The 25902-nt window shown below is 72.4% G+C and carries 22 protein-coding genes, 2 tRNA genes and 1 pseudogene; 4 read left to right on the top strand and 21 right to left on the bottom strand.

Translation table 11 applies throughout. The features are described 5' to 3' along the window. Window positions 1-8 precede the first annotated feature (8 nt). From hemW to lepA, 3 genes are all read right to left on the bottom strand, one after another. Window positions 9-1241: a radical SAM family heme chaperone HemW gene (gene hemW, locus ACFY7E_RS06695; protein ID WP_389481527.1), complete on the bottom strand. Its 1233-nt coding sequence runs from the start codon at window positions 1239-1241 to the stop codon at window positions 9-11. 66 nt (window positions 1242-1307) lie between these two features. Beyond that, window positions 1308-3185, bottom strand: coding sequence for an AMP-dependent synthetase/ligase (locus ACFY7E_RS06700; RefSeq protein WP_389481529.1), 1878 nt, complete (start codon window positions 3183-3185; stop codon window positions 1308-1310). A 226-nt stretch (window positions 3186-3411) separates the two neighbouring features. Continuing rightward, entirely contained in the window at window positions 3412-5280 is a 1869-nt protein-coding gene (gene lepA / locus ACFY7E_RS06705) for a translation elongation factor 4 (protein WP_389481532.1), read from the bottom strand. A 186-nt stretch (window positions 5281-5466) separates the two neighbouring features. Here lepA and rpsT point away from each other — a divergent pair, with 186 nt between their 5' ends. Then, window positions 5467-5733 carry a 30S ribosomal protein S20 gene (rpsT, locus tag ACFY7E_RS06710; protein WP_389481534.1) on the top strand — a complete coding sequence of 89 codons (267 nt, stop codon included), beginning with the start codon at window positions 5467-5469 and terminating at the stop codon, window positions 5731-5733. A 236-nt stretch (window positions 5734-5969) separates the two neighbouring features. Here the strand turns inward: rpsT and holA are convergent, their stop codons facing one another. Then, a complete protein-coding gene (gene holA / locus ACFY7E_RS06715; RefSeq protein WP_389481536.1) occupies window positions 5970-6962 on the bottom strand; it encodes a DNA polymerase III subunit delta in 993 nt (330 codons plus the stop codon). Between the two features lie 39 nt (window positions 6963-7001). Here holA and ACFY7E_RS06720 point away from each other — a divergent pair, with 39 nt between their 5' ends. Then, the gene (locus tag ACFY7E_RS06720; protein WP_389481538.1) at window positions 7002-7262 is read left to right on the top strand and encodes a hypothetical protein; all 261 of its coding nucleotides are present in this window, start codon (window positions 7002-7004) and stop codon (window positions 7260-7262) included. A gap of 25 nt (window positions 7263-7287) precedes the next feature. Here the strand turns inward: ACFY7E_RS06720 and ACFY7E_RS06725 are convergent. The 7 genes and pseudogenes from ACFY7E_RS06725 to ACFY7E_RS06755 all read right to left on the bottom strand — a co-directional run. Beyond that, a pseudogene (locus ACFY7E_RS06725) lies at window positions 7288-7557 on the bottom strand (YceI family protein); the annotation flags it as partial. A gap of 42 nt (window positions 7558-7599) precedes the next feature. Beyond that, window positions 7600-10227: a ComEC/Rec2 family competence protein gene (locus ACFY7E_RS06730; protein ID WP_389481541.1), complete on the bottom strand. Its 2628-nt coding sequence runs from the start codon at window positions 10225-10227 to the stop codon at window positions 7600-7602. 14 nt (window positions 10228-10241) lie between these two features. Then, the gene (locus ACFY7E_RS06735; RefSeq protein ID WP_389481543.1) at window positions 10242-10994 is read right to left on the bottom strand and encodes a helix-hairpin-helix domain-containing protein; all 753 of its coding nucleotides are present in this window, start codon (window positions 10992-10994) and stop codon (window positions 10242-10244) included. Between the two features lie 488 nt (window positions 10995-11482). After that, window positions 11483-12328, bottom strand: a complete 846-nt coding sequence (locus tag ACFY7E_RS06740) for a DegV family protein (RefSeq protein WP_389481545.1) — start codon at window positions 12326-12328, stop codon at window positions 11483-11485. A 123-nt stretch (window positions 12329-12451) separates the two neighbouring features. Beyond that, entirely contained in the window at window positions 12452-13183 is a 732-nt protein-coding gene (locus ACFY7E_RS06745) for a hypothetical protein (protein WP_389481546.1), read from the bottom strand. 232 nt (window positions 13184-13415) lie between these two features. Next, a complete protein-coding gene (gene leuS, locus ACFY7E_RS06750) occupies window positions 13416-16286 on the bottom strand; it encodes a leucine--tRNA ligase (RefSeq protein ID WP_389481548.1) in 2871 nt (956 codons plus the stop codon). Between the two features lie 287 nt (window positions 16287-16573). Then, window positions 16574-16646 (bottom strand) — tRNA-Ala (locus ACFY7E_RS06755). A gap of 121 nt (window positions 16647-16767) precedes the next feature. Between ACFY7E_RS06755 and ACFY7E_RS06760 the strand changes: the two genes are divergently transcribed. Then, window positions 16768-18075, top strand: coding sequence for a glycosyltransferase 87 family protein (locus tag ACFY7E_RS06760; RefSeq protein ID WP_389481550.1), 1308 nt, complete (start codon window positions 16768-16770; stop codon window positions 18073-18075). Here the strand turns inward: ACFY7E_RS06760 and ACFY7E_RS06765 are convergent. The 8 genes from ACFY7E_RS06765 to ACFY7E_RS06800 form a co-directional block, all read right to left on the bottom strand. After that, entirely contained in the window at window positions 18054-18287 is a 234-nt protein-coding gene (locus ACFY7E_RS06765) for a hypothetical protein (protein ID WP_005317760.1), read from the bottom strand. The genes ACFY7E_RS06760 and ACFY7E_RS06765 overlap by 22 nt on opposite strands. Before the next feature lie 230 nt (window positions 18288-18517). Continuing rightward, a tRNA-Ala gene (locus ACFY7E_RS06770) sits at window positions 18518-18590 on the bottom strand. Between the two features lie 91 nt (window positions 18591-18681). Beyond that, on the bottom strand, window positions 18682-19335 hold the full coding sequence (locus tag ACFY7E_RS06775) for a histidine phosphatase family protein (protein WP_389482203.1): 654 nt from the start codon (window positions 19333-19335) through the stop codon (window positions 18682-18684). Continuing rightward, on the bottom strand, window positions 19332-19799 hold the full coding sequence (gene rsfS / locus ACFY7E_RS06780) for a ribosome silencing factor (RefSeq protein ID WP_389481553.1): 468 nt from the start codon (window positions 19797-19799) through the stop codon (window positions 19332-19334). Before rsfS ends, ACFY7E_RS06775 begins: the two co-directional genes overlap by 4 nt. A 120-nt stretch (window positions 19800-19919) precedes the next feature. Continuing rightward, window positions 19920-21647: an LCP family protein gene (locus tag ACFY7E_RS06785; protein WP_389481555.1), complete on the bottom strand. Its 1728-nt coding sequence runs from the start codon at window positions 21645-21647 to the stop codon at window positions 19920-19922. A gap of 19 nt (window positions 21648-21666) precedes the next feature. Then, window positions 21667-22287 carry a nicotinate-nucleotide adenylyltransferase gene (gene nadD, locus ACFY7E_RS06790; RefSeq protein ID WP_383440835.1) on the bottom strand — a complete coding sequence of 207 codons (621 nt, stop codon included), beginning with the start codon at window positions 22285-22287 and terminating at the stop codon, window positions 21667-21669. Between the two features lie 51 nt (window positions 22288-22338). After that, window positions 22339-22503, bottom strand: a complete 165-nt coding sequence (locus ACFY7E_RS06795) for a hypothetical protein (protein WP_389481557.1) — start codon at window positions 22501-22503, stop codon at window positions 22339-22341. Window positions 22504-22586: 83 nt separating this feature from the next. Further along, complete coding sequence (locus ACFY7E_RS06800) at window positions 22587-22820, bottom strand: hypothetical protein (RefSeq protein ID WP_389482250.1); 234 nt, start codon at window positions 22818-22820, stop codon at window positions 22587-22589. A gap of 128 nt (window positions 22821-22948) precedes the next feature. Between ACFY7E_RS06800 and ACFY7E_RS06805 the strand changes: the two genes are divergently transcribed. Further along, a complete protein-coding gene (locus ACFY7E_RS06805) occupies window positions 22949-24064 on the top strand; it encodes a M48 family metallopeptidase (protein WP_389481559.1) in 1116 nt (371 codons plus the stop codon). Here the strand turns inward: ACFY7E_RS06805 and ACFY7E_RS06810 are convergent. Further along, window positions 24049-25131, bottom strand: coding sequence for a hypothetical protein (locus ACFY7E_RS06810; protein WP_389481561.1), 1083 nt, complete (start codon window positions 25129-25131; stop codon window positions 24049-24051). The genes ACFY7E_RS06805 and ACFY7E_RS06810 overlap by 16 nt on opposite strands. Before the next feature lie 204 nt (window positions 25132-25335). Further along, entirely contained in the window at window positions 25336-25896 is a 561-nt protein-coding gene (locus ACFY7E_RS06815) for a hypothetical protein (RefSeq protein WP_383440827.1), read from the bottom strand. Between the last annotated feature and the right edge of the window lie 6 nt (window positions 25897-25902).

Genomic DNA, 25902 nt, shown 5'->3' on the forward strand with positions numbered 1-25902 from the left:
GGCGGGCCTCAGTCCACCAGGTCCCGCACCACCGCGTCCGCGAGCAGCCGCCCCCGCAGGGTCAGGACGGCCCGCCCGGCCTCGTACGGGGCGGGGTCGAGGAGGCCGTCCTCCAGGGCCTTGCGGGAGGCGGCGAGCCCCGCGGGCCTGAGCAGGGCCAGCTCGACGCCCTCCCGGAGGCGCAGCTCCAGCAGGATCCGCTCCACCCGCCGGTCCTCCCCGGAGAGGAGCTCCCGCCCGGCGCCGGGCGACCTCCCGGCCGCGAGGGCCGCCGCGTACGTACCGGGGTGCTTCACGTTCCACCAGCGGACCCCACCCACGTGGCTGTGCGCGCCGGGCCCGGCGCCCCACCAGTCGGCGCCGCGCCAGTACAGCTCGTTGTGGAGACAGCGCCCGGCCTCCGAGGTGGCCCAGTTGGACACCTCGTACCACTCGAAACCGGCCCCGGACAGCACCTCCTCGGTGATCAGGTACCGGTCGGCGTGCACGTCGTCGTCGGTCATCGGCACCTCGCCGCGCCGGATGCGGCGGGCCAGCTGGGTGCCCTCCTCGACGATCAGGGCGTAGGCGCTGACGTGGTCGGGCCCGGCGCCGATCGCCGCGTCGAGCGAGGCCCGCCAGTCGTCGTCGGACTCGCCGGGCGTGCCGTAGATCAGGTCGAGGTTGACGTGGTCGAACCCGGCGGCCCGCGCCTCGGCGACGCACGCCTCGGGCCGTCCGGGCGTGTGGGTGCGGTCGAGGACCTTGAGGACGTGCTGCCGGGCGCTCTGCATGCCGAAGGAGATCCGGTTGAAGCCGCCCGCGCGCAGCTCCGCCAGGTACGCCGGGTCCACCGACTCCGGGTTCGCCTCGGTGGTGACCTCGGCGTCGTCCGCGAGCCCGAACTCGTCGCGGATCGCCCCCAGCATCCGTACGAGGTCGCCGGCGGCGAGCAGCGTGGGCGTGCCGCCGCCGACGAAGACGGTCCGGACCGGCCGGGGGTCGTCGCCGAGGACCTTCCGGGCGAGCCGGACCTCCTCGGCGACCTGCCCGGCGTAGTTGTCCCGGGAGGCGAGCACGCCCCCCGTGCCGCGCAGCTCGCTCGCCGTGTAGGTGTTGAAGTCGCAGTACCCGCAGCGCGTCGCGCAGTACGGCACGTGCAGGTAGAACCCGAGCGGGCGCTCCCCGGCCCCTTCCAGGGCGTGCGGGGGCAGCGCCCCGTCCTCGGGAACGGTCTCACCATCGGGCAGTACGGAAGGCATGGGTCCCATTGTCCCGTACCGCCCGGGGTGGGCCGGCTGCCTGTGGACAACCGGTCCCCGCGCGGGTCAGGCCTCGCGCGAGCCCGCGTACATCTCCTCGATGAGGTGCTTGTACTCGCGCTCCACGACCGGCCGCTTCAGCTTCAGGGACGGGGTCAGCTCGCCGTGCTCGATGTCGAGGTCGCGCGGCAGCAGGCGGAACTTCTTGATCGTCTGCCAGCGCTGGAGGCCCTCGTTGAGGCGGTCCACGTACCCCTGGATCAGCTTCTCGGTCTGCGGGGCGGCGACGACCTCGGCGTACGACTTGCCGGCGAGGTCGTGCTCGGCGGCCCAGCCGAGGAGGGAGGGCTCGTCGAGGGCGATCAGGGCGGTGCAGAAGTTCCGGTCGGCGCCGTGGACGAGGATGTTCGAGACGAACGGGCAGACGGCCTTGAACTGGCCCTCGACCTCGGCCGGCGCGATGTACTTGCCGCCGGACGTCTTGATCAGGTCCTTCTTGCGGTCGGTGATCCGCAGGTAGCCGTCGGCGGACAGTTCGCCGATGTCGCCGGTGTGGAACCAGCCGTCGGACTCCAGGACCTCGGCCGTCTTCTCCGGCAGGCCGTGGTAGCCCTCCATGATGCCGGGGCCGCGCAGCAGGATCTCGCCGTCGTCGGCGATGCGGACCTCGGTGCCGGGGAGCGGCTTGCCGACGGTGCCGGTGCGGTAGGCCTCGCCCGGGTTGACGAAGGAGGCGGCGGAGGACTCGGTGAGGCCGTAGCCCTCCAGGACGTGGATGCCCGCGCCGGCGAAGAAGTAGCCGATCTCGGGGGCGAGGGCGGCGGAGCCGGAGACGCACGCGCGCAGGTTGCCGCCGAAGGCCTCGCGGATCTTGCCGTAGACGAGGGCGTCGGCGACCTTGTGCTTGGCGCCCAGGCCGAAGGGCGCGGAGGCGGTGCCGGTGCGGCGGAAGTTGTCCTGGGTGGTCTTCGCGTACTCCCGGGCGACGTCGGCCGCCCACTGGAAGATCTTGTACTTGGCGCCGCCGGCGGCGCGGGCCTTGGCGGCGACCCCGTTGTAGACCTTCTCGAAGATGCGGGGCACGGCCGCCATGTAGGTCGGCTGGACCACCGGCAGGTTCTCGATGATCTTGTCGACGCGGCCGTCGACGGCGGTGACGTGGCCGACCTCGATCTGGCCCGAGGTGAGGACCTTGCCGAAGACGTGGGCGAGCGGCAGCCACAGGTACTGCACGTCGTCGCGGGTGACGAGGCCGGTGGCGGCGATGGCCTTGGCCATGTACGACCAGTTGTCGTGCGGGAGGCGGACGCCCTTGGGGCGGCCGGTGGTGCCCGAGGTGTAGATGAGGGTGGCGAGCTGCGTGGGGGTGATCGCGGAGACCCGCTCCTTGACCGCCTCGGGGTGCGTCTCCAGGTACGCCCGGCCGCGCTCCTCCAGCTCGGCGAGGGTGAGGACCCAGTCGCCGTCGCTCTCGACGCCGGCGGGGTCGACGACGACCACGTGGCGGAGGTTCGGCAGGTCGGCGCGGCACTCCACGGCCTTGGCGAGCTGGGCCGCGTCCTCCGCGATGAGGACCTTCGACTCGGAGTCCGAAAGGATGAACGCCGACTCCTCGGCGTTGGTCTGCGGGTAGACCGTGGTGGTCGCGGCGCCCGCGCACATCACGCCGAGGTCCGCGAGGATCCACTCGACCCGGGTGGAGGAGGCGAGGGCGACCCGCTCCTCCGCCCGCACGCCGAGGTCGACCAGGCCGGCGGCGATCGCGTAGACCCGCTCGGCGGCCTGACCCCAGCTGAGCGACTTCCAGTCGTCCGGACCGGTCCCGGACGCGGCGGGGACCGGGTAGCGGTAGGCCTCCGCGTCGGGAGTCCGCTCGACTCGCTCAAGGAAGAGGGTCGCCACGGAGGGCGGCCGGTTCTCGATCTGGGTCTGTGTGTCGCTCACGACGTCCTCCGGGCGGCGGCGGTGCCTTCTGGCGGTTCGTAACTAACTGGCGAGTAACCTTCGAGCCGGGATCAGACTAAAGGCCCGGGGACCGGCGCGTAAGGCCTTACAGTGCGTCGCTTCATAACGAACGGGTCCACGCGCACCCCGCGCGTGGACCCGTTCGCTGTATGGGGCAGCTACTTCGCCGGGGTCACCGGCCCGGCTCCCGCCCGCTCCCCCGTGACTACTTCTTGCCCTTGCCGGAGGACTCGTCGCTCGACAGGACCGCGATGAAGGCCTCCTGCGGCACCTCCACCGAACCGACCATCTTCATGCGCTTCTTGCCCTCCTTCTGCTTCTCGAGCAGCTTCCGCTTGCGGGAGATGTCACCGCCGTAGCACTTCGCGAGGACGTCCTTGCGGATGGCGCGGATGGTCTCGCGGGCGATGACCCGGGAACCGATCGCGGCCTGGATCGGCACCTCGAAGGCCTGCCGGGGGATGAGCTCGCGCAGCTTGGCGACGAGCCGCACGCCGTAGGCGTACGCCGCGTCCTTGTGGGTGACGGCGGAGAAGGCGTCCACCTTGTCGCCGTGCAGCAGGATGTCGACCTTGACCAGGCTGGAGGCCTGCTCGCCCGTGGGCTCGTAGTCGAGGGAGGCGTACCCGCGCGTCTTGGACTTCAGCTGGTCGAAGAAGTCGAAGACGATCTCGGCGAGGGGCAGGGTGTAGCGGATCTCGACCCGGTCCTCGGAGAGGTAGTCCATGCCGATCAGGGTGCCGCGCCGGTTCTGGCAGAGCTCCATGATCGCGCCGATGAACTCGCTGGGCGCGAGGATCGTGGCCCGCACGACGGGCTCGTGCACCTCGTCGATCTTGCCCTCGGGGAACTCGCTCGGGTTCGTGACCGTGTGCTCGCTGCCGTCCTCCATGACCACGCGGTAGACCACGTTGGGGGCGGTGGCGATCAGGTCGAGGCCGAACTCGCGCTCCAGGCGCTCGCGGATCACGTCCAGGTGGAGCAGGCCGAGGAAGCCGACGCGGAAGCCGAAGCCGAGCGCGGCGGAGGTCTCCGGCTCGTACACGAGCGCGGCGTCGTTGAGCTGGAGCTTGTCGAGGGCCTCGCGCAGGTCGGGGTACTCCGAGCCGTCCAGCGGGTAGAGACCCGAGAAGACCATCGGCTTCGGGTCCTTGTAGCCGCCGAGCGCCTCGGTGGCGCCCTTGGACTGCGAGGTGATCGTGTCACCGACCTTGGACTGGCGGACGTCCTTCACACCGGTGATGAGGTAGCCCACCTCGCCGACGCCCAGGCCGTCGGACGGCGTCATCTCCGGCGAGGAGACGCCGATCTCCAGGAGCTCGTGGGTGGCGCCGGTCGACATCATCCTGATGCGCTCGCGCTTGTTGAGCTGCCCGTCGACGACACGCACGTACGTCACGACGCCCCGGTACGAGTCGTAGACCGAGTCGAAGATCATCGCGCGCGCGGGGGCGTCGGCGACGCCGACCGGCGCCGGGACGTCCCGGACGACGCGGTCGAGCAGCGCCTCGACGCCCAGACCGGTCTTCGCGGAGACCTTGAGCACGTCCTCCGGCTGGCAGCCGATGAGGTTCGCCAGCTCCTCGGCGAACTTCTCCGGCTGCGCGGCCGGCAGGTCGATCTTGTTGAGAACCGGAACGATCGTGAGGTCGTTCTCCATCGCCAGGTACAGGTTGGCGAGGGTCTGCGCCTCGATGCCCTGCGCCGCGTCCACCAGGAGGACCGTGCCCTCGCACGCCGCGAGGGACCGCGAGACCTCGTAGGTGAAGTCGACGTGCCCGGGGGTGTCGATCATGTTCAGGATGTGCGTGCGCCCCTGCTCCGGCCCCTCGGTCGGAGCCCACGGCAGACGGACGGCCTGGGACTTGATCGTGATACCGCGCTCACGCTCGATGTCCATCCGGTCGAGGTACTGGGCGCGCATCTGCCGCTGGTCGACCACACCGGTGAGCTGGAGCATCCGGTCGGCGAGCGTGGACTTGCCGTGGTCGATGTGCGCGATGATGCAGAAGTTGCGGATCAGAGCCGGGTCGGTACGGCTCGGCTCGGGCACGTTGGTAGGAGTCGCGGGCACGCAGGCTTCTCGTCTCGGGCGATGTTCTGAACGGATACGTAGGCTCCATGGTCCCATGCCCGGCGGCCGACGCCCGGTTTGGGCGGCCGCGAGGGCGGCTGATACCGTGGACAGCTGTGCCTCGTCTGCCCTCTCAGCTCACGAGGCGCTTCCAGAAGGAACATCGAACCTGTAAAGGCTCTTTTCGTGGCGAACATCAAGTCCCAGATCAAGCGGAACAAGACGAACGAGAAGGCGCGCCTGCGCAACAAGGCCGTCAAGTCCTCGCTCAAGACCGCGATCCGCAAGGCCCGCGAGGCCGTCACCGCCGGTGACCTCGAGAAGGCCACCGTCGCCGCTCGTGCCGCCTCGCGTCAGCTCGACAAGGCTGTCTCGAAGGGTGTCATCCACAAGAACGCCGCCGCCAACAAGAAGTCGGCGCTGGCCACCAAGGTTGCCTCCCTCCAGGGCTGAGCTCTGATGTGACCGGCCGTACGGGACCCAGCGGGCCCTCTCTCCCGCTCCCGCCCGGCCACCCCGGACTCGCACGCGGACGCGTTCGCCACGCGGGTGCGAGCCCACTTGCTTGAACGACGAAGGCCCCGCCGCCTCCTTCCCCGGGAGGCGGTGGGGCCTTCGACGTGCACGGGGTGCGGGCGTCGGTCGGGCGTGCTGGTTGGACGGGCATGCCGGCCGTACGGGTCTGCCGGTCAGTCGCCCCGGCGCATTCTCGCCGCCCGGGCCACCGCGACGACCGCCTTCTCCAGGGCGTACTCGGGATCGTCGCCCCCGCCCTTCACGCCCGCGTCCGCCTCGGCGACCGCGAGCAGGGCCAGCGAGACCCCGTCCGGGGTCCAGCCGCGCATCTGCTGCCGTACGCGGTCGATCTTCCAGGGCGGCATGCCCAGCTCCCGCGCGAGGTCGGCGGGGCGGCCGCCCCGGGCCGAGGAGAGCTTGCCGATGGCCCGGACACCCTGGGCGAGCGCGCTGGTGATCAGTACGGGCGCGACCCCGGTCGAGAGCGACCAGCGCAGGGCCTCCAGGGCCTCGGCCGCCCGCCCCTCGACGGCGCGGTCGGCGACGTTGAAGGAGGAGGCCTCGGCGCGGCCCGTGTAGTACCGCCCGACGACGGCCTCGTCGATCGTCCCGTCCACGTCGGAGGTGAGCTGCGCGACGGCGGACGCGAGTTCCCGCAGGTCGCTGCCGATCGCGTCGACCAGGGCCTGGCAGGCTTCCGGCGTGGCCGAGCGCCCGAGCGCCCGGAACTCCTGCCGCACGAACGTCAGACGCTCCGCCGGCTTGGTCGTCTTCGGACAGGCCACCTCCCGCGCCCCCGCCTTGCGCGCGGCGTCGAGCAGTCCCTTGCCCTTGGCGCCGCCCGCGTGGAGGAGGACGAGGGAGATGTCCTCGATCGGGTCGCCGAGGTAGGCCTTGACGTCCTTGACCGTGTCGGCGGAGAGGTCCTGCGCGTTCCGCACGACCAGGACCTTGCGCTCGGCGAAGAGCGAGGGGCTGGTGAGCTCGGCGAGCGTCCCGGGCTGGAGCTGTTCGGGGGTGAGGTCGCGCACGTCCGTGTCGGCGTCGGCGGCACGGGCGGCCGCCACCACCTCCTGGACGGCGCGGTCGAGGAGCAGGTCCTCCTGTCCCACGGCGAGCGTCACGGGGCCGAGGAGGTCGTCGGGGGAAGTCTTTCTGGTGGCCATCGCGGTCCAGCATCCCACGGGCCACCGACAGTCCTGCCCATGCCCGAGAATGACGGGGTGAGTGAACGACACGTACTGGTGCTCCCCGACCGCGACGCCGCCGAAGGGGTCGCCGAGGAGCTTCCCGACCGCTTCGGCGTCGCCGAGGAACCGCAGCTCGTACGGGACGCCCTGGCCGGGGAGGACGACGCCGAGGACGCCCAGTGGCTGGTGGTGGTGGAGGACCCGGACGGCCGGCTCGACCCGGCGGCCCTCGACGGACTCGCCGCCGAGTACGAGGGCTGGCTGGAGGCCCCCTGACCTCCCCGGTCCTCCTTCGGCTCCCCGTGAGGATGAGGTCCTCGCGGTGGAGCTCGGTGACGGCCCGGCGGCTGCCGCCCCGGCGGGTGAAGCGCTCGCTGTAGAACTCCGGCGTCGGATACTTCCCGACATCGAGGAAGTCGCCCGAGCGCAGGTGGTCGTCGCGCATCCGCACCCCGGTGTCGATGGAGGCCGCGTCGATGACGACGTGCATCGCGGAGCGCTCCCTGCGGTCGGCGATCCTTACCGCGCCCGCGAGGCCGTTGAACCGGCCGTGGATCCGGACCAGTCCGACCCCTCCCCGGGGGAGGCCGTTCACCCTCCCCTCCGGCGCGGCTCATCCTCCCTCCGGTACGGCCACGAGCCCCCTCCCCGCCCCCACCACCGCGATCGCCCCGTCCCGATCGGTCCGCAGCACCCGCGCTCCGCCGTCCCGCAGGGCCTCCAGTGTCCGGGGCGAAGGGTGCCCGTACGGGTTGTCCCGGCCCGTCGAGACCAGCGCGAGCCTCGGCCGCACGACCCGTATCAACGCCGGGTCCTGGTGCGCCGACCCGTGGTGGGCGACCTTGAGGACGTCCACCGGCGCGAGCCCCGGATGAACCCGCAACAGCGCCCGCTGCGCCGGTGGCTCCAGGTCCCCGAGGAGCAGCAGACTCAGCCCTCCGGCGGCGCGGACGAGCAGCGTGACGCTGGCGTCGTTGGGCCCCTCGAAGGAACCCCCGGCTCCCCCGGTCCGCCCGGCCGCCGGCCACGGCCAGAGCACCCGCCACTCCAGGGCCCCGACCCTCCGCAGCTCCCCCGGCCCGGCACGGATCACCGGCACCCGGGCCACAGCCGCCGTCCGCCGTACGAACGCGGCCTGGGCGGGAGGCTCTTCGAGCCCCGTCGTCTGGATCGCCCCCACCGAACGTCCCCGCAACACTCCCGGAAGTCCTGCCACGTGGTCCGCGTGGAAATGGGTCAGAACCAGCAAAGGAACCCGTCTCACACCGAGTTCGCGCAGGCAGCGGTCCACCGGTACGGGGTCGGGCCCCGCGTCCACCACGACGGCGGAGTCCCCTCCCGCCGCAAGCACGGTCGCGTCCCCCTGGCCCACCTGGCACATCGCGAACACCCAGTCCGGCGGCGGCCATCCGGTGGCCCACCGGGACAGCGGCACCGGTCGCACCACAGCGAGCAGGACCAGCCCGGCCACGAGGACGCCGACCGCACCCCGGTACGGCAGCCTGCGTACCCCGAGGACCACGGTCGCGGTGAGCAGCGCGAGGGCCAGTCCGCCCCACCACCCACCGGGCCAGGCCAGCTCCGCCCCCGGCAACGCGCTTCCGGTACGGGCCACCCACGCGATCCATCCGACCGGCCACCCCGCCACCCACGCGAGACCCTCCGCCGCCGGCATCCAGAACGCCGCCAGGGCCAGCGCGCCGAATCCGCACACCGTCGCGGGCGCCACGGCGAACTCGGCGAAGAGGTTCGCCGGGATCGCGACCAGACTCACCCGGGCCGCGAAGACCACCACGACCGGAGCGCACACCGCCTGCGCCGCCAGGGCCACGCCCAGCGCCTCCGCCAACCGGCCGGGCACCCCGCACCTGCGCAGCGCGTCGCTCCACCGGGGAGCGATCGTCAGCAGCGCCCCGGTGGCCAGGACCGAGAGCAGGAACCCGTAACTCCGCGCGAGCCAGGGGTCGTAGAGCACCAGGACAAGGACGGCGGTAGCCAGTGCGGGGATCAGCGATCTCCTGCGTCCCGTGCCGATCGCGAGAAGCGCGACGAGACCGCAGGCGGCGGCCCGCAACACGCTCGGGTCGGGCCGGCAGACGATCACGAAGGCGAGCGTCAGGCCTCCCCCGGTCACTGCGGTGACCCGCAGCGACAGCCCGAGCCGGGGCGCGAGCCCACCCCGCTCCACCCGGTGCGCCCGCCCGGGACGCCCGATCAATAGGAGTAGGACAATCGTGAGATTACTCCCGGAAACAGCCAACAAGTGTGTGAGGTCCGTGGCTTCGAAGGCATCTCTCAGCTCGGGGCCGACCCGGGAGGTGTCTCCGACGACCAGACCGGGCAGCAGGGCCCGCGCGTCGGGGTCGAGCCCCTCGGTCGCCCTCCGCAGCCCCGCACGCAACTCACCCGCCGTCCGTTGCAGCGCGTTCGGCCGGCCCACGATCCGGGGCGGGCCCGAGCCACCGGCCTTGAGCACCGCCGCGAACGGTTCGCCCGGGTGCGACGGCGGTGCGAGCCGACCATCGATCCGCAGCCGGGTGGAGGGCAGGAGCCGCAACCACTCCCCGTGCCCCTCCCCCGGCGGCACGATCAGCAGGACCGGCGTCCGGGTCCGGTGGGCCGCACCGTCCGACCGCTCGACCCGGGTCACCTCGCCGTCCAGGACGACCGAGGCCGGGGCCATGGTGCTGCCTCGCACCTTGGGCCGGGTGAGCCGTGGATCGGAGGTCACCTTCACCTCGAAGCGCGCCCGCGCGTACTCCTCGGCCAGGACCGGCACGGGCCCGCGCCGCAGGTCCGCCGCGTGCAGTCCGGCCGAGGTGGCCCCGGCCGCGGCGCACAGCAGGACCCCGGCCCACACGGTGGCCCGCAGCCGCCGCCCGGCGGCGGCACCCGACGCGACTGCACCACGGCTGTCCTCGGGCCTTCCCCATCGTCGGGCCGTCTCACGGCTGCCTTCGTTTCTCCCTCGTTGCCAGGCCGTCCCACGGCTGTCCTCGGGGTCCCCACGCCACCGGACCGCGCCCCGCACCAACAGGACCGCCGCCCCCGTCAGGCAGACCGCGACCCCGGCCACCGTCCACCACCCGGTGACGCCGACCGCGCAGGCCGCAGCCGCCCAGGCCGCCGCCGTGAGGGGAACGAGCCGCAGATCGGTCGACTCTTCCGGCCGAGCCGACTCCCGCGCCTCCGCGTCCACCTCCGTGTCCGTCTCTGCCTCCGTCCCCGTCTCCGCGGCCACTCCCCCATTCCGCCTCACGGCCGGACCAGTGGTTCGAGGTCGGCGAACCGCCGCTCGCCGATGCCGCTGACCTCCCGCAGCTCGCTCACCGAACGGAAGCCCCCGTGCTCCGTGCGGTGGTCGACGATGTGCTGGGCGAGGACCGGTCCGACGCCCGGGAGGGTGTCGAGCTGTTCCACCGTGGCGGTGTTGAGGCTCACCGGCGCCCCCGGCGCCCCACCTCCCCCTGCTCCTCCCGCGCTTCCTCCACTCCCGGGGCCGGGCCCACCGGTCTGCGCCCCCGGCACGCCGACCAGGACCTGTTCGCCGTCGGACAGGACACGGGCCCGGTTGACTCCGGTGAGATCGGCGCCGGACCGCACCCCACCCGCCGCCCGCAGGGCATCCTCCACCCGTGAGCCCGCGGGCAGGGTCAGCACTCCCGGCCTGCGTACCTTCCCGCCGACGTCGACGACGACCTTCGTGCCGGAGGAGGCGAGTGGTACGGGCGGTGCGGGCGGCGGCACGGGCGGTGTGGCCGGCGACCCCACCTCCTGCCGGGCCTCCGGCTCCGGTTCCGACCCGGCCCGGCCCTCCGGTGCGACCGTCGCGGGCGCGGCGCGAACGAGTTCGGGAGCACGCACCGGTTCCGGCCGACCCATCCAGAAGTAACCGCCCGCGAGCCCTGCGGCCACGAGCAGGACCACCGTCAGCGCGGCCAGCGTCCTCGGCTCCAGCCCGCACCGGGTCTGCACCCACAGCGGGGTCCGGTCGCGGATCCCCGCCACCAGCCGCTCCCGCACTCCGGGCGGAGGGACCGGCGAAGAAACCCGCTCCGGTGCCTCGGACGTCTCCGGCTCACCGTACGGCTCCGGCGAAGGGACCGTCGGGAACAGCGCGTCCCCCCGCCGCCGTACGACCCCTTCGGCCACCTCGGCCGCCCGCCCACCGGCCCGGACGCGCCGCCGCCCCCGCCCCGGAGGCGAACCGCGCCCTCCGGGGCGACTGCGCCCGTCCGAACCGCCCGCCCGCCCGGGCCCGCTCGTCGGGCCGTAGGCCGTCCCCGCGGCTCCTGGGGCAGCGACGTCCATGGTCCCGGCGACGGCGGTGGTCGATGCGTCGGCGGTGCTCGATGCGATGCGTGTGCGAAGCGTCATGACCGTGACGGTAGAGATCGCGGACACCTCGTGCCGGACTCACTCACGGTCCGTGGACAGCGGCCCCGCTGTGGAGAACTCCCTCACCCTCACGGGCGACCGACAGGTGCCCGGCGGCCTCAGCGCGGTGAGACGACGACCGCGAGGAGCCCGGGGCCCGTGTGCGCGCCGATCACCGCGCCCACCTCACTGACGTGGAACTCCCCGATTCCCGGAACACGTGCCCGGAGTCGGTCCGCGAGTGTGGCCGCACGCTCGGGCGCGGACAGGTGGTGCACGGCGATGTCGACGGCCCCGGAGCCGGCCCGCTCCACCGCGATCTCCTCCAGGCGCGCGATGGCCTTCGAGGCCGTCCGCACCTTCTCCCGGAGCTCGATCCGGCCGTTGTCGAGTTCGAGGAGGGGCTTCACCGCGAACGCGGAGCCCAGCAGTGCCTGCGCGGCGCCGATGCGCCCTCCCCGGCGCAGGTAGTCCAGGGTGTCGACGTAGAAGAAGGCGGAGATCCCGGCGGCGCGCTTCTCGGCCGCCGCGACCGCCTCGTCGAGCGATCCCCCGGCCTCCACGGTCTGCGCCGCCGCCAGGGCGCAGAAGCCCAGTGCCATGCCGACCATGCGGGTGTCCACCACGCGTACGGGCACGGGGGCGTCCTTCGCGGCGAGCACGGCCGCGTCGTAGGTCCCGGAGACCTCGGCGGACAGGTGGAGCGAGACGATCCCCCGCGCACCGGCCTCGGCGGCCTCGCGGTAGGTCTCGGCGAAGACCTCGGGACTGGGGCGGGAGGTGGTGACGGACCGCCGCTTCTGGAGGGCCTGGGCGAGGGCCTCGGCCGAGATCTCCGTGCCCTCCTGGAGGGCGCGGTCGCCGATGACGACGGTCAGCGGGACCGTGGTGATGGCGTGCCGCTCCCTCGTCTGGCGTGGCAGGTAGGCCGTGGAATCGGTGACGATCGCGACATGCCGGGACATGAGCGGGAGGTTACCCGCCGGGACCGCCGCACGGCAGCCCACCCCCACCGATCACCGGACGCCGGCGAGCGTTCCCGCGCCCCCGGCCGCCCCGGCCGCCCTCGCCAGTGGCCGGCCGTGCTGTCAGGTGGTGGTCTCCGGGCGGGCCGACTTCTCCCAGGGGTACGCGGTCAGCCGGGGGTCGGGCCCCGTGATGGCGGACGGCTCGCTCCCGGCCCCCTCGGTGTCCGCCGTCCGGCCGGTGCTCCCGGCTGGGCGTCCCCGCTCCTCCGTGCCGGCGGCGGTGGTGGCGCCCGGAGCGGGCTCCGGGTCGGTCCAGTGGCGCAGGGCCCCGGCCTCGACGTCGATCTGGGCGCTGAGCGTCGACAGGTCGTCCTCGGCGAACCGCAGGGCCCGGTCCCGGGCGGCGCGGCGCAGTGCGTCGGCCGAGCCGGTGATCCGCTCGGTCCGCGCGGCGAGTTCGGGGAGCTGTCCGGCCACCCATGCCCGGTCGGGCTCCCGCTCCAGGCTCTTGAGGTCGGCGTCGAGTTCGAGGCCGTGCGCGCTGAGCCGGTTGAACAGGTCGAGCGACTCCTTCAGCGAGGCGTCCTGGCCGACGCCCGCCTGCAGTGCCTCCTGCGTGGCGCGCATCGAGGTCCGCAGCGACAGCCGCAGCCGGGCCAGCTCGCCGGCGGCTCCGGCCTGGCCGAAGCTCTTGGCCCGCAGCGTGGTGTCCTCGACCGTGCGCCGGGCCTGGTTCATGGTGCGGTCGACACCGCGCTTGGCGGCCTTGGTCACCTTCACGGTGGCGTACACCCCGAGCGCCACGAAGGCGAAGAAGAGCAGCGCCAGGATCGTGAGAATCGCGGCTTCCATGGGTGCCCCTCCGGCATCGGTCGACTCACCACACGGTTGTGGTTCCTCCACGGTAAACGGAACGGGCAGGCCGAGGGTTCCATCGGAACCCCCAACCTGCCCGTAGGGGAAACCCCTGTGTCCGACCGGTCACCGACCACACACCACCGACCCGTCGGCCCGGCCCGCTAGCCCAGCCCGTCAGAGCAATCCGTCAGCCCGGCCCGTCAGAGCACCCCGTCGCCCCAGCCCGTCAGCCCGCGACGATGTTGACCAGCTTCGGCGCCCGCACGATCACCTTGCGGATCTCCGCACCGCCCAGCGCGGCGACCACGTGCGGGTCGGCCAGGGCCAGCGTCTCCAGGTCCGCGTCCGTGATCGACGGGGAGACCTCCAGGCGGGCCTTGACCTTGCCCTTGATCTGCACGACGCAGGTCACGGTCTCGTCGACGACGTACGCCGGGTCGGCGACCGGGAAGTCCCGGTGGACGACCGACCCGCTGTGGCCCAGCCTGCGCCACAGCTCCTCGGCGATGTGCGGTGCCAGCGGGGCGACCAGCAGCACCAGCTGCTCGGCGACCGTGCGGGAGACCGCGCCACCGGACTTGGTCAGGTGGTTGTTCAGCTCGGTGATCTTGGCGATGGCGGTGTTGAAGCGCATCGCGGCCATGTCCTGCGCGACGCCGTCGATCGCCTTGTGCAGGGCGCGCAGCGTGTCCTCGTCGGGCGCCGCGTCGACGACGGTGACCTCGCCGGTCGACTCGTCGACGATGTTGCGCCACAGCCGCTGCAGCAGCCGGTACTGGCCGACCACCGCGCGCGTGTCCCAGGGGCGCGACACGTCCAGCGGGCCCATCGCCATCTCGTACAGGCGCAGGGTGTCGGCGCCGTACTCGGCGCAGATCTCGTCCGGCGTCACGGCGTTCTTCAGGGACTTGCCCATCTTGCCCAGGACGCGGGAGACCTTCTCGCCCTGGTACCAGAAGCCGCCGTCGCGCTCCTCGACCTCGGCCGCCGGTACGGCGATCCCGCGCGCGTCCCGGTAGACGAAGGCCTGGATCATGCCCTGGTTGTACAGCTTGTGGAAGGGCTCGGCCGAGGAGACGTGGCCCAGGTCGAACAGGACCTTGGACCAGAAGCGCGCGTACAGCAGGTGCAGCACGGCGTGCTCGGCGCCGCCGACGTACAGGTCGACGCCGCCGGTGGGCATGCCCTCGCGGGGGCCCATCCAGTACTGCTCGACGGCCGGGTCGACCAGCTTCTCGGAGTTGTGCGGGTCCAGGTAGCGCAGCTCGTACCAGCAGGAACCGGCCCAGTTGGGCATGGTGTTGGTCTCGCGGCGGTACTTCTTGGGGCCGTCGCCCAGGTCCAGGGTGACGTTCACCCAGTCCTCGTTGCGGGACAGCGGGGTCTCCGGGCGGGTGTCCGCGTCGTCCGGGTCGAAGGTGCGCGGCGAGTAGTCCTCGACCTCGGGCAGCTCCAGCGGCAGCATCGACTCGGGCAGCGAGTGGGCGACGCCGTCCTCGTCGTAGACGATCGGGAAGGGCTCGCCCCAGTACCGCTGGCGGCTGAACAGCCAGTCGCGCAGCCGGAAGTTGACGGTTCCCTCGCCGATGCCGCGGTCGGCCAGCCAGGCGGTGATCCGGGCCTTGGCGTCGACGACGCCCAGGCCGTCCAGGGAGATCTCGCCGTTGGCCGAGTTGACCAGCTTCGCCTCGTAGGAGGCGAAGGCGTCGTCCCAGGTGGAGGGGTCGGTGCCGCGGTCGTCCGAGGGCTCGACGACGCAGCGCATCGGCAGCTCGAAGGCGCGCGCGAAGGCGAAGTCGCGGGTGTCGTGCGCGGGGACGGCCATGATGGCGCCGGTGCCGTAGCCCATCAGGACGTAGTCGGCGATGAAGACCGGGACCCGCTCACCGCTGACCGGGTTGGTCGCGTACGCGCCGGTGAAGACGCCGGTCTTGTCCTTGGCCTCGGCCTGGCGCTCCACGTCGGACTTGGAGGCGGCCTGCTTGCGGTAGGCGTCGACGGCTTCGGCGGGGGTGGCGTGGCCGCCGGTCCACACGTCGTGGGTGCCCTCGGGCCAGGCGGCCGGGACGATCTTCTCGACCAGGTCGTGCTCGGGGGCCAGGACCATGTAGGTGGCGCCGAACAGGGTGTCCTGGCGAGTGGTGAAGACGGTGATGGCACCGGCCTCGCCGACCCGGAAGTCGACGCGGGCGCCCTCGGAGCGGCCGATCCAGTTCCGCTGCTGCAGCTTGATGGCCTCGGGCCAGTCCAGCGCGTCCAGGTCGTCCAGCAGGCGGTCCGCGTAGGCGGTGATCCGCATGTTCCACTGGCGCAGCTTGGACTTGAAGACGGGGAAGTTGCCGCGCTCGGAGCGCCCGTCGGCGGTGACCTCCTCGTTGGCCAGGACGGTGCCCAGGCCGGGGCACCAGTTGACGGGCGCGTCGGAGGCGTACGCCAGGCGGTACTCGCCCAGGACGTCGGCGCGCTCGGTGGCGCTCAGCTCGCTCCACGCGCGCGTGGTGCCGGGGATCTCACGCGTGCCGTTCTCGAACCGCTCGACCAGCTCGGCGATCGGGCGGGCCTTCTTCGCCTCGTCGTCGTACCAGGAGTTGAAGATCTGCAGGAAGATCCACTGGGTCCACTTGTAGTACTCCGGGTCGATCGTGGCGAACGACCGGCGCTTGTCGTGGCCCAGGCCCAGCCGGCGCAGCTGGACCTTCATGTTCTCCATGTTGGCCTCGGTGGACACGCGCGGGTGCGTGCCCGTCTGCACGGCGTACTGCTCGGCCGGCAGGCCGAAGGCGTCGAAGCCCAGGGTGTGCAGCACGTTGTGGCCGGTCATGCGCGCGTGGCGGGCGAAGACGTCCGTCGCGATGTAGCCCAGCGGGTGGCCGACGTGCAGTCCCGCGCCCGAGGGGTACGGGAACATATCCATGATGAACTTCTTGGGCCGGGCGGCGACCGCGGGGTCGCCCGCCAGGTCACCGGTGGGGTTCGGGGCCTCGTACGTGCCCTCGGCGTCCCAGAAGTCCTGCCAGCGTGCCTCGATGTCGGCGGCCATGGCCGCCGTGTAGCGATGCGGGGCCGCCGTCTCGGCGGCCGTATTGATCTCGGTCATGGTCCTTGAAGCTCCATCGATCGTCTCTGCCCACGGCCACTGACTGCCCGAAATGAAAAATCCCCTCGCACAGGAGGGGATGCCGCGCCGACTCCGACGGAATGTCTGTCACCCGTCGGGACTGGTCAGCGCGGCTCGGTAAGCAGGAGGCGTACGGCACGCATGGCGCCAGGGTACCGCAGCGGCCGCACGGGCCGCACCGGCGTTCCGGGGGCCGGGACACGAGAAAGCGGGCCACCCGATCCGGGTGACCCGCTTTCCCCTCCACTGCTTCCGTGGAGTTTCTGTGGAGCTAAGGAGAATTGAACTCCTGACCTCCTGCATGCCATGCAGGCGCTCTACCAACTGAGCTATAGCCCCTTGCTTTCCGCCTCCGCTCCGGTTTCCCTCGCGGCGACAGACAGAACATTAACCGGCTCCCCGGCAGATCTCCAAATCGATTCCCGGCCCCCTTCGGGACCGCCGGGTAGGGTCGCCGACTGTGTCCGTCTCCGTGCTCTCGAAAACCCGTGCCCGGCCCTGGCCCCTGGCCACCGCCGCGGCGGTCTGTCTGCTCTCGTTCGCGGCCTTCTGGGTGGCGCAACGCCTCGCCCACGTGAACATGCTCGACGTCATGGTCTACCGGGCGGAGGGCGAGACGGTCCGGGCCGGCGGCGACCTGTACGCGATGCGCGCCACCTCGGCGAACCTCGGCATGACGTACCCGCCCTTCGCGGCCCTGCTGTTCGTCCCGCTGACCCTGGTGGGCGTCCCGCTGATGCGGACGCTCGCCACCGGCGGGAACCTGCTCCTGGTGGTCACCCTGGTCCTGCTGTCGGTCAGGCTGGTCCGTCCGTCGCTGTCCCGCGCGGACCTGTGGCGCACGACGCTCTGGATCGCCGCGGTGGTGGTCTGGTGCGAGCCGGTGTGGACGACCCTGCGGTACGGCCAGATCAACCTGCTCATAGCGGTGGCGGTGCTCTGGGACCTCACGCGCCGCGAGGGCAGCCGCTGGGCCGGTCTCGGCATCGGCCTGGCGACCGCGGTGAAACTCACACCGGGGCTCTTCGTGGTCCTGCTGCTCGTCGCGGGCGTGCTGCTGTGGCGCCGGGACCGGTCCTGGAACCAGTGGCTGCGCACGGCGGCGACGGCGACCGGGGTGTTCCTCGGGACGACGCTGGCCGTGCTGGTCGCGCTGCCCGCGGACTCGAAGAGGTTCTGGACGGAGACGCTGTTCGAGACGGGCCGGGTCGGCTTCGCCGAGGAGACCGCCAACCAGTCGATCCGCGGCGTCCTGGCCCGGCTGATGCACACCGACGACCCGGGCGCGTGGTGGGCGGTGACGGCGGCCGTCCTGGGCGGCGCGGCGATGGTGGTGGCGGTACGGGCCGCGCTGCGCGGCGACAGGGCGGTGGCGGTGGTCGTCTGCGCGTTCACGGCGCTGATGATCAGTCCGATCTCGTGGTCCCACCACTGGGTCTGGTGCGTGCCGCTGCTGATCCTGCTCGCGGACCGCGCCACGCGCGCGTGGCGGGTGACGGGGGTGGTGGCCCTGGTGTTCGCGTCGTTCGCGCTGTGGTGGGTCCCGCACGACCCGGGCCGCCCCGAACTGGACCAGAACGCGGGTCAGATGCTGCTCTCCGCCGTCTATCCGCTGACGGCGACGGCGCTGCTCGTGGGGTACGTGCTGACGCGGCGGAAGCCACGCGGTAAGAACGCCGATCACGGGGTACGCGGTGTTTCCGCGGCGGTGGGCGCCCTCGTGGAGACCGCCCCGGAGCGGGAGCGTCAGGCCGTGGCGAAGGAGTAGAACCGCTTGAGGGTGCAGTGCTCGTCGAGGAGCCGGCCGTAGATCGGCTCCCCCTCCAGCTCGCGGTAGGTCTCGATCGGGTCGCCTTTTATGATCAGCGCCCGCGCGCACTCCTCGCACCAGTACTGGAACTCGGGGTTGACGGGGTCCATGTCGCGCACGATGGGCGTGCCGCTGCCGCACCAGTCGCACTTCCGCCTGTGTGCACCCATCAGTCAGCTCCAGCCGTGGCCGCGGGTCGCGCGCCCCGTCGTGCACCTGGTCGTGTGCCGACAGGACACCCTGCCGTTGTCGCCGAGCACTTGGGCCGCCCTCCCGTCCGGATCCTGTCCCCCTCCGGCCGTCCGATTCTGCCATGGCCCCGCAAGGGGGCCGGCGTACTCGGCACAACGTGACGAAACGACGAATCCCGCCCCCTGGTGGGGACGGGATTCGGTGACTGTGGAGCTAAGGAGAATTGAACTCCTGACCTCCTGCATGCCATGCAGGCGCTCTACCAACTGAGCTATAGCCCCTCGTGTTCTTCGCGCTCCGCGCTGCGAACAAGAAGAACTCTAGCCTGCGACCTGCCGGAAAGTGAAATCCGGGGGCGGCGGACCCGCGGGCTCAGTCGTCGTCGCCGAGGACCGGCTCGGGCAGCGTGCCGGCGTTGTGCTCCATCAGGCGCCAGCCGCGCGCGCCCTCGCCCAGGACGGACCAGCAGCAGTTCGAGAGGCCGCCCAGGCTCTCCCAGTGCCGTGACTCCAGGTCCAGGAGGCGGCCGATGGTGGTGCGGATGGTGCCGCCGTGGCTGACCACGACGAGCGTGCCGCCGTCGGGGAGCTTGTCGGCGTGCTCCAGGACCACGGGGGCGGCCCGGTCGGCCACCTCGGTCTCCAGCTCGCCGCCGCCCCGGCGCACGGGCTCGCCGCGCTTCCACGCGGCGTACTGCTCGCCGTACCGTGCCACGATCTCGTCGTGGGTCAGCCCCTGCCACTCCCCCGCGTACGTCTCGCGCAGCGCGGAGTCGTGGGCGACGTCGTGGCCGGTGAGCGCGGCGAGCTCGGCGGCTGTGGCCGCCGCCCGCTTCAGGTCGGAGGCCACGATGGCGTCCGGCTTGAGCGCGGCGAGCAGCCGTGCGGCCCGGCGCGCCTGGGCGACGCCGGTCTCCGTCAGCCCGATGTCGGTCGAGCCCTGGAAGCGGCGCTCCAGGTTCCAGGAGGTCTGGCCGTGGCGCCAGAGGACGATGCGGCGGCCGGTGCCGCCCCTGGTGGCGCTCAGCTCAGCTCACCGTCCGGTCCGTCGGGGAGGCCGGAGGCGTGGCCGGTGGTGTCGACGCCGGTCAGGGCGGCGTGCTCGGCGGCCTTGCCGCGGGTCTTCGTGGCGTCCTCGGGCAGCTCCAGCTCGGGGCAGTCCTTCCACAGCCGCTCCAGGGCGTAGAAGACCCGCTCCTCGCTGTGCTGGACGTGGACGACGATGTCGACGTAGTCCAGCAGGATCCAGCGCGCGTCGCGGTCGCCCTCGCGGCGGACCGGCTTGGCGCCGAGCTCCTTGAGCAGCCGCTCCTCGATCTCGTCGACGATCGACTTGACCTGGCGGTCGTTGGGCGCGGAGGCGAGCAGGAAGGCGTCGGTGATCGACAGCACGTCGCTGACGTCGTACGCGATGATGTCGTGCGCGAGCCGGTCGGCGGCCGCCTGGGCGGCGGTCTTGACGAGCTCGATGGAACGGTCCGTGGCGGTCACAGGCAGGCTTTCGTCGGCGGTCCAGTACCCCTCCAGGGTCTCACGGACCGCCGACGACGCCGTCTGGCTTTTCCGGAGCGCCGTCGGCGGGCCCCGGGGACCCTCTTTTCCGGAGCGCCGTCAGGGGGCCCCAAGGACCTTGTAGTCCCGGCCCAGGACGACGGTGACCGCGGCCGCTCCCTCGGTCTCGCCCTTGCGGACCGAGCCGGCCGGCAGGCCCAGCGTCTTGGCCACCTCGGCGGCGGCCGCCTTCCGGGCGTCGTCACCGTAGAGGACCTGCGACTTCTCCCGGTCCGGCGCACCGGTGGAGCCCACGATGGCGTAGCCGCCGTTGGCCAGCACGATCCGGGCCGCCTCGGTCGCGTTCTTGCCGGAGCCGTCCCGCAGCGAGACGCGGACGATCCCGTCCGCCTCGGGGGCGGTGACCTTGCCGCCGAGGATGTCCTTCACGACGCTGTCGCTCGCGCCGTCGGCCAGCGCGCCGTCCTCCTCCACGGGGAGCAGGGCCGTCTTGTAGGCGCCGAGCTTGGCGTGCTCGGCGAGCTTGGCCAGGGAGGCGCCGAGGTCCTTCTCCGGGAGCGAGGGGTCGAGGATCTGCTGGAGGGTCTCGATGGTGACCGTGGCGGCGGCGGGGTCGTCGGAGATCTTCCGCAGCACCCCGTACAGGACCTGGCCGAAGCGCTGGAGCTGCTTGGCGTCGGCCTCGCCGGGGGCCCGGTAGGTGGCGTAGGCGACGGCGGCGCGGCCGTTCAGCGTCTGCTTCTCGCCCTTCCTGACGAGCGGCTCGGCGCCGTCCTTGGGGGCGGGCACGTCGGTGTCGGTGTCGGTCTCGATGCCGCTGACGACCTCGACGAGGTTCTCCAGGTACGGGGTGTCCAGGCGCCAGGTGCCGGTGATCCCGGCGCCGAGGAGGTTGCCGATCGCCTCCCGGGTGCCGCTGGAGCCGTCGTCCTCGACCGACTTGCCGAGGGTGGTCGCGGAGCCCTCGGCGTCGGCGACGACGACGGAGTTGGGGAGCAGGACCGTGGTGCCCTGGCGGGTGGTCTCGTTCTCGACGAGCAGGGCGGTGGAGGTTCCGCCGTTCGTGGTGTCGTGGAGGTGGACCACGATGGTGTCGCGCTTCTGGGGGCCGGTGGCGGCGGTCCCCTTCTGCTCCGGGGCCGAGGTGCCGGGGAGCAGACCGGCGGACCACAGGTAGCCGACGCCTCCGACGGCGGCGAGCACGAGGACGACGACGAGCGCGACGATCCGGTTGCGTCCCCGGCGCCTGGCCTCCTCGCGCCGCTCCGAACGGCTCTCGGTGAACTTGAGCCAGTCGATGACGTCCTCGGAGTCCTCGTCGGGCTCCTCGATGAACGAGAACTGCTCGGTGCGGTACTCGCGGTCGTCGTCGTCCGCCCGGGACGGGGCGGGGCGCCCGGGGGCGCCCCGCTCGGAGGCGGGCCGCTGCCCGGGGACGCCGGGCGGGGCGGCGACGGGCGCGGCCGGCGCCTCGGGGGCCGGCCGGACGGGCTCGGTCCGCGACTGCGGCTGGGCCTGGGAGTCTGTTTGCGGCTGGGCCTGGGGCCGGGCGGCCCACTGCTGCCCGGTGTCGTAGGAGGGGTAGGCGTAGCCCTGCTGCCCGTACGGGTCGTACGCGGGCTGCTGCTGCGACTGTTGCGCCTGCTGCCCGTACGGGTCGTAGTACTGGGCGGGTGCCTGCTGCTGCCCGCCGTACGGGTCGTAGTACTGCGCGGGCGCCTGCTGCTGCGCCTGCGGCTGCTGGTACACCGGCTGCCCGTACTCGTCGTAGCCGATGATCTGCGGCTGCGACTGGTACGGATCGTACGGATGCTGCTGGTCGTTCACCGGTGCCCCTCCCCGAAGCTCACTGGCCGCGGTACAACTGGCGCTTGTCGATGTAGCGCACCACACCGTCCGGGACCAGATACCAGACGGGATCGCCCTGCGCGACCCTCGCCCGGCAGTCGGTGGAGGAGATGGCGAGCGCGGGGATCTCGACGAGCGAGACCCCGCCCTTGGGCAGGCCGTCGTCGGTGAGGTCGTGGCCCGGACGGGTGACGCCGATGAAGTGGGCGAGCGAGAAGAGTTCCTCCGCGTCGCGCCAGGTGAGGATCTGCGACAGCGCGTCGGCCCCGGTGATGAAGAAGAGGTCCGAGTCGCTGTTGAGGGAGCTCAGGTCCCGCAGGGTGTCGATGGTGTACGTCGCGCCGCCGCGGTCGATGTCGATCCGGCTGACCGAGAACTGCGGGTTGGACGCCGTGGCGATGACCGTCATCAGATAGCGGTCCTCGGGCGCGGACACGACCTTGTGGCTCTTCTGCCACGGCTGCCCGGTCGGCACGAACACCACCTCGTCGAGGTGGAACAGGGCGGCGACCTCGCTGGCCGCCACCAGGTGTCCGTGGTGGATCGGGTCGAAGGTTCCGCCCATCACGCCGAGTCGGCGCTTGCCGCGCCCGCCAGTAGGCACTTCCTGCTCTCCCATGCGTGCAGAGCCTACTGGCACGGCGGCGGCCGCCGGATCAGCGGTGTCGGTTCAGCGGTCGCGGTTGAAGCGGGTGGTGATCCACAGCAGCAGGAGCAGGACGCCGAAGGCGCCGAAGCCGGTGAGGTAGGGGCTGAGGCTTTCGTGGTTGCCGCCGTGCTCGGCACCACCCTCGGCGAGGGTGACCAGGTTGGCGGCGGCGCTGTGGAGGCTCATCTTCGGCAGACCTATCGATCGGGGATGGGAGCGGAGACTTCGCGCACATCGTATGCGGGCCGTCCGGAGGCGCTCACGCCGACTCAGGCGTTCGCGTCGCGCTCCGTGTTGCGGTCCGCGCCGCCGTCCGCCCCGCCGGTGTCGTCCGTGCCGCCGGTGTCGTCCGCGCGGTATCCGCGCAGCAGGAACCAGGCGAGCAGGACGCCGCCCACGAGCGAGGCGAGCAGCACGATCCGGAGCGTGTCGCCGAGCCCCTGGCCCGCGGGTGCGGCGAGCAGCGCGACAGCGGCTTCGGCGGTGGCGGCGGTGTCCGGCATGTCGGTCGTGCCCTTCGATCGTCCTCGGTGCCCGAGTTATCCACAGGCCCCGCCACACGGTAGCGCCACCGCCTAGTCTGGGGGCAGTCAGGGGGACGAGCACCGACTCGTACGAACAGGGGGCATCCATGACCGAGAACGACCACGGGGGCGCGCCGAGCAGGCAGCGGAGGCGGTTCCCCGGCATCTCCTCGCGGGCCTACGAGCACCCGGCCGACCGCTCGGCGCTGGTGGCGCTGCGCAAGCTCAGCGGTTTCGACACGGCCTTCAAGGCGCTCAGCGGACTGCTGCCGGAGCGCAGTCTGCGGCTCCTCTACCTCTCGGACTCCGTCCGGGTGAGCGACGCGCAGTTCAGCCACCTCAACGACATGCTGCGGGACGCCTGTTACATCCTGGACCTGGAGAAGGTCCCGCCGATGTACGTGACGCAGGACCCGAAGCCCAACGCGATGTGCATCGGCCTGGACGAGCCGATCATCGTGCTCACCACCGGTCTGGTGGAGCTCCTGGACGAGGAGGAGATGCGGGCGGTCGTCGGCCACGAGGTCGGGCACGCCCTCTCCGGGCACGCCGTGTACCGCACGGTCCTGCTGTTCCTGACGAACCTGGCGCTCAAGATCGCCTGGATCCCGCTGGGTACGGTCGCGATCACGGCCGTCGTGACGGCGCTGCGCGAGTGGTTCCGCAAGTCGGAGCTCTCCGCCGACCGGGCCGGGCTGCTCGTCGGGCAGGACGTGCGGGTCTCGATGCGGGGTCTGATGAAGATCGCCGGCGGCAACCACCTGCACGAGATGAACGTGGACGCGTTCCTCGCGCAGGCCGACGAGTACGAGAAGGCCGGGGACCTGCGGGACTCGGTCCTGAAGATCCTCAACGTGCTGCCGCGGTCGCACCCCTTCACCGCCGTCCGCGCGGCGGAGCTGAAGAAGTGGTCGGAGAGCCGCGACTTCCAGCGGATCATGGACGGGCACTACCCGAAGCGCTCGGAGGACAAGGACGCCTCGGTCTCGGACTCCTTCCGCGAGTCGGCCGGGCACTACGCGGAGACCGTGCGGAACAGCAAGGATCCGCTGTTCAAGCTGGTCGGGGACATAGCCGGTGGCGCCGGTGACCTGGCGGGCGACCTGGGCGGCCGGCTGCGCAACCGGTTCGGCGGCCAGGGTGCCCCGAAGGCGGACGGCGGCAAGGCGTCGGCCGGTGACGACGCCCGGGACGACGCGGAGGGCGGTCAGAACGAGGGCTGAGCCTTCGGCGACAGGGCTCCGCACAGCGAGGGGGCGGCGGGACGGCCGGTGGCGTACGGGTCGGTGACCGCCGGGCCGTCATCCACCCCGGGGGCCCGCGCTCCCGCCAGGAGCGGCTTCAGGGAGCCCGTGGTGTCCGTGTCGCAGGCCTGCGGGCCGGCCTCCGAGGTGCTGCTCAGGAGCTCGGTGCGATGCGCCCGCAGGTCCTCGCGGTCGAAGCGGAAGTGCACCACGCGGTGGACGGCGAAGAGGGACGCCGCGGTGACCGGACCGGCGCCCCGCGCAGCCGGGCGGAGGGCGTAGGTGTACGTGTGGTCCGCCGTGACGTCCAAAGCGTCGGGGCCGGTCTCCTCGAAGCGGAGGGTGCCCCGCACCCGGACGGCGGGGTCCGCGAGGGCGACCTCCCGGGGGTCGAAGCGGACGAGCCAGGCGGCGGGGGCGTGCCGGCCGTCGTCGGCGGGCGATTCCATGCTCCGGTCGAACTGCGCCTGCTGGTCGGGGTCGAGCAGCAGGCGCGCGGGCCGCACGGTGGCCCCGGTGAGGACGTCGGGGTTCAGGGAGGAGGCCACCAGGTACTCCTCGGCGATGCCGAGGGCGGCGACGACCTGGCTCTCGGCGAAGTGGACGGTGCGTCCGGCGACCGGCAGGTTGATGCCGGCGGCCCCGACGCGGTACTCGGCGGCCGGGCTGTGGGCGAAGAGCCGCGCGGGTTCGCCGCCGGGCACGGGGGCCCTGGGGGCGAGCCGGACCACGGTGGTCCGCAGGGGCTCGGCGCGCTGGTCGACGGGGGGCTGGTACGGGTTGCGGACGCCCAGGTAGACGGCGGTGCCGAAGGCGAGGAGGACGAGCAGGACGAGCAGGACGGCCTGGTGGGAGCCGCTCCGGGCCGTTCCGGAGGAGAGGCTGCGGACGGCCTGGGCGTGTTCGCCCATCCGTTCCCGGGCGGAGAACTCCTGGAGGCGGGCAGCACGGACGAACGCCTCGTCGAAGACGACGGATCGGTACTCGTCCTCACCGCCGGGGAACCCCTCGGGCGTCCCCTCAGGCGGGTCGCCACGCCCTGCCATACCTTCAGGGTAGGTCGGCGGGGGCTTCGGTAAACGCCCAGGTACACGACAAGTTCCGAAGAATTCCGCCATCGGAGTGGGCGGGGCCCGACGGGGGTGCGGCAGGGAGGCGGCGGAGGGCCGGTGGTCGCCGGGCGAGGGCTCGGCGAGGTCGCGGCCCGGGCCCCGTGCGGGCCAGGAGCAGGTCCGAGGGGCCGGTGGGGGCTATCCGGGGGACGCGGAGCCCACGACGGGGGCGTGGGCCGCGGGCGGGGCCGGGTTCGGGGTCGGCGCGTCGACCCCGGTGGTGGCCGGCGGCGGGATCTGGTCCTGGCGGTTGGCGGAGGCGCCCCGGTAGACGGCGCTGAAGGCGAGGGCGACCATACCGACCCCCATGACGAGGGCGAGGACCCAGGCGACGGGCCGGTGCCAGCGGGCGCTGCCCCGGTAGGGGCGCAGGGCGCCGCCGTGGGGGCCGTAGGGGCTGTCGTCGTCGCCGATGTCGTCGGGCTCGTAGGTGAGGCCCAGCGGGTCGCGGCCGTCCCCGTAGGGGTCGTCGTCGGCCGGTCCGCCGCCCGCGCGGGCGCGGGCCGCCTCGGCCTCGGCACGGGCCTGGGCGGCGGCGAGGAGCCGCTCGACCGCGGTCGGCTCGTGCACGGTGGCGGCCCGCACGAAGTCCTCGTCGAAGACCACGGCGGCGTGGACCTCGTCAGCGCCTCCGCGGTCGACAGAGTCCTCGGGGTCTCCGCCGTTCTGGAACGGCCTGCCCCCCACGTCGTCCGGCACGGATTC

Source organism: Streptomyces sp. NPDC012825 (assembly GCF_042900925.1).
Classification (GTDB): Bacteria; Actinomycetota; Actinomycetes; order Streptomycetales; family Streptomycetaceae; genus Streptomyces.

Excerpts from the sequence above, each read along its gene's own strand:
- hemW (WP_389481527.1), bottom strand. The coding sequence starts at position 1,241 with ATGCCTTCCGTACTGCCCGATGGTGAGACCGTTCCCGAGGACGGGGCG.
- holA (WP_389481536.1), bottom strand. The coding sequence starts at position 6,962 with ATGGCCACCAGAAAGACTTCCCCCGACGACCTCCTCGGCCCCGTGACG.
- ACFY7E_RS06720 (WP_389481538.1), top strand. The coding sequence starts at position 7,002 with ATGCCCGAGAATGACGGGGTGAGTGAACGACACGTACTGGTGCTCCCC.
- ACFY7E_RS06740 (WP_389481545.1), bottom strand. The coding sequence starts at position 12,328 with ATGTCCCGGCATGTCGCGATCGTCACCGATTCCACGGCCTACCTGCCA.
- ACFY7E_RS06745 (WP_389481546.1), bottom strand. The coding sequence starts at position 13,183 with ATGGAAGCCGCGATTCTCACGATCCTGGCGCTGCTCTTCTTCGCCTTC.
- leuS (WP_389481548.1), bottom strand. The coding sequence starts at position 16,286 with ATGACCGAGATCAATACGGCCGCCGAGACGGCGGCCCCGCATCGCTAC.
- ACFY7E_RS06765 (WP_005317760.1), bottom strand. The coding sequence starts at position 18,287 with ATGGGTGCACACAGGCGGAAGTGCGACTGGTGCGGCAGCGGCACGCCC.
- nadD (WP_383440835.1), bottom strand. The coding sequence starts at position 22,287 with ATGGGAGAGCAGGAAGTGCCTACTGGCGGGCGCGGCAAGCGCCGACTC.
- ACFY7E_RS06795 (WP_389481557.1), bottom strand. The coding sequence starts at position 22,503 with ATGAGCCTCCACAGCGCCGCCGCCAACCTGGTCACCCTCGCCGAGGGT.
- ACFY7E_RS06800 (WP_389482250.1), bottom strand. The coding sequence starts at position 22,820 with ATGCCGGACACCGCCGCCACCGCCGAAGCCGCTGTCGCGCTGCTCGCC.
- ACFY7E_RS06805 (WP_389481559.1), top strand. The coding sequence starts at position 22,949 with ATGACCGAGAACGACCACGGGGGCGCGCCGAGCAGGCAGCGGAGGCGG.
- ACFY7E_RS06810 (WP_389481561.1), bottom strand. The coding sequence starts at position 25,131 with ATGGCAGGGCGTGGCGACCCGCCTGAGGGGACGCCCGAGGGGTTCCCC.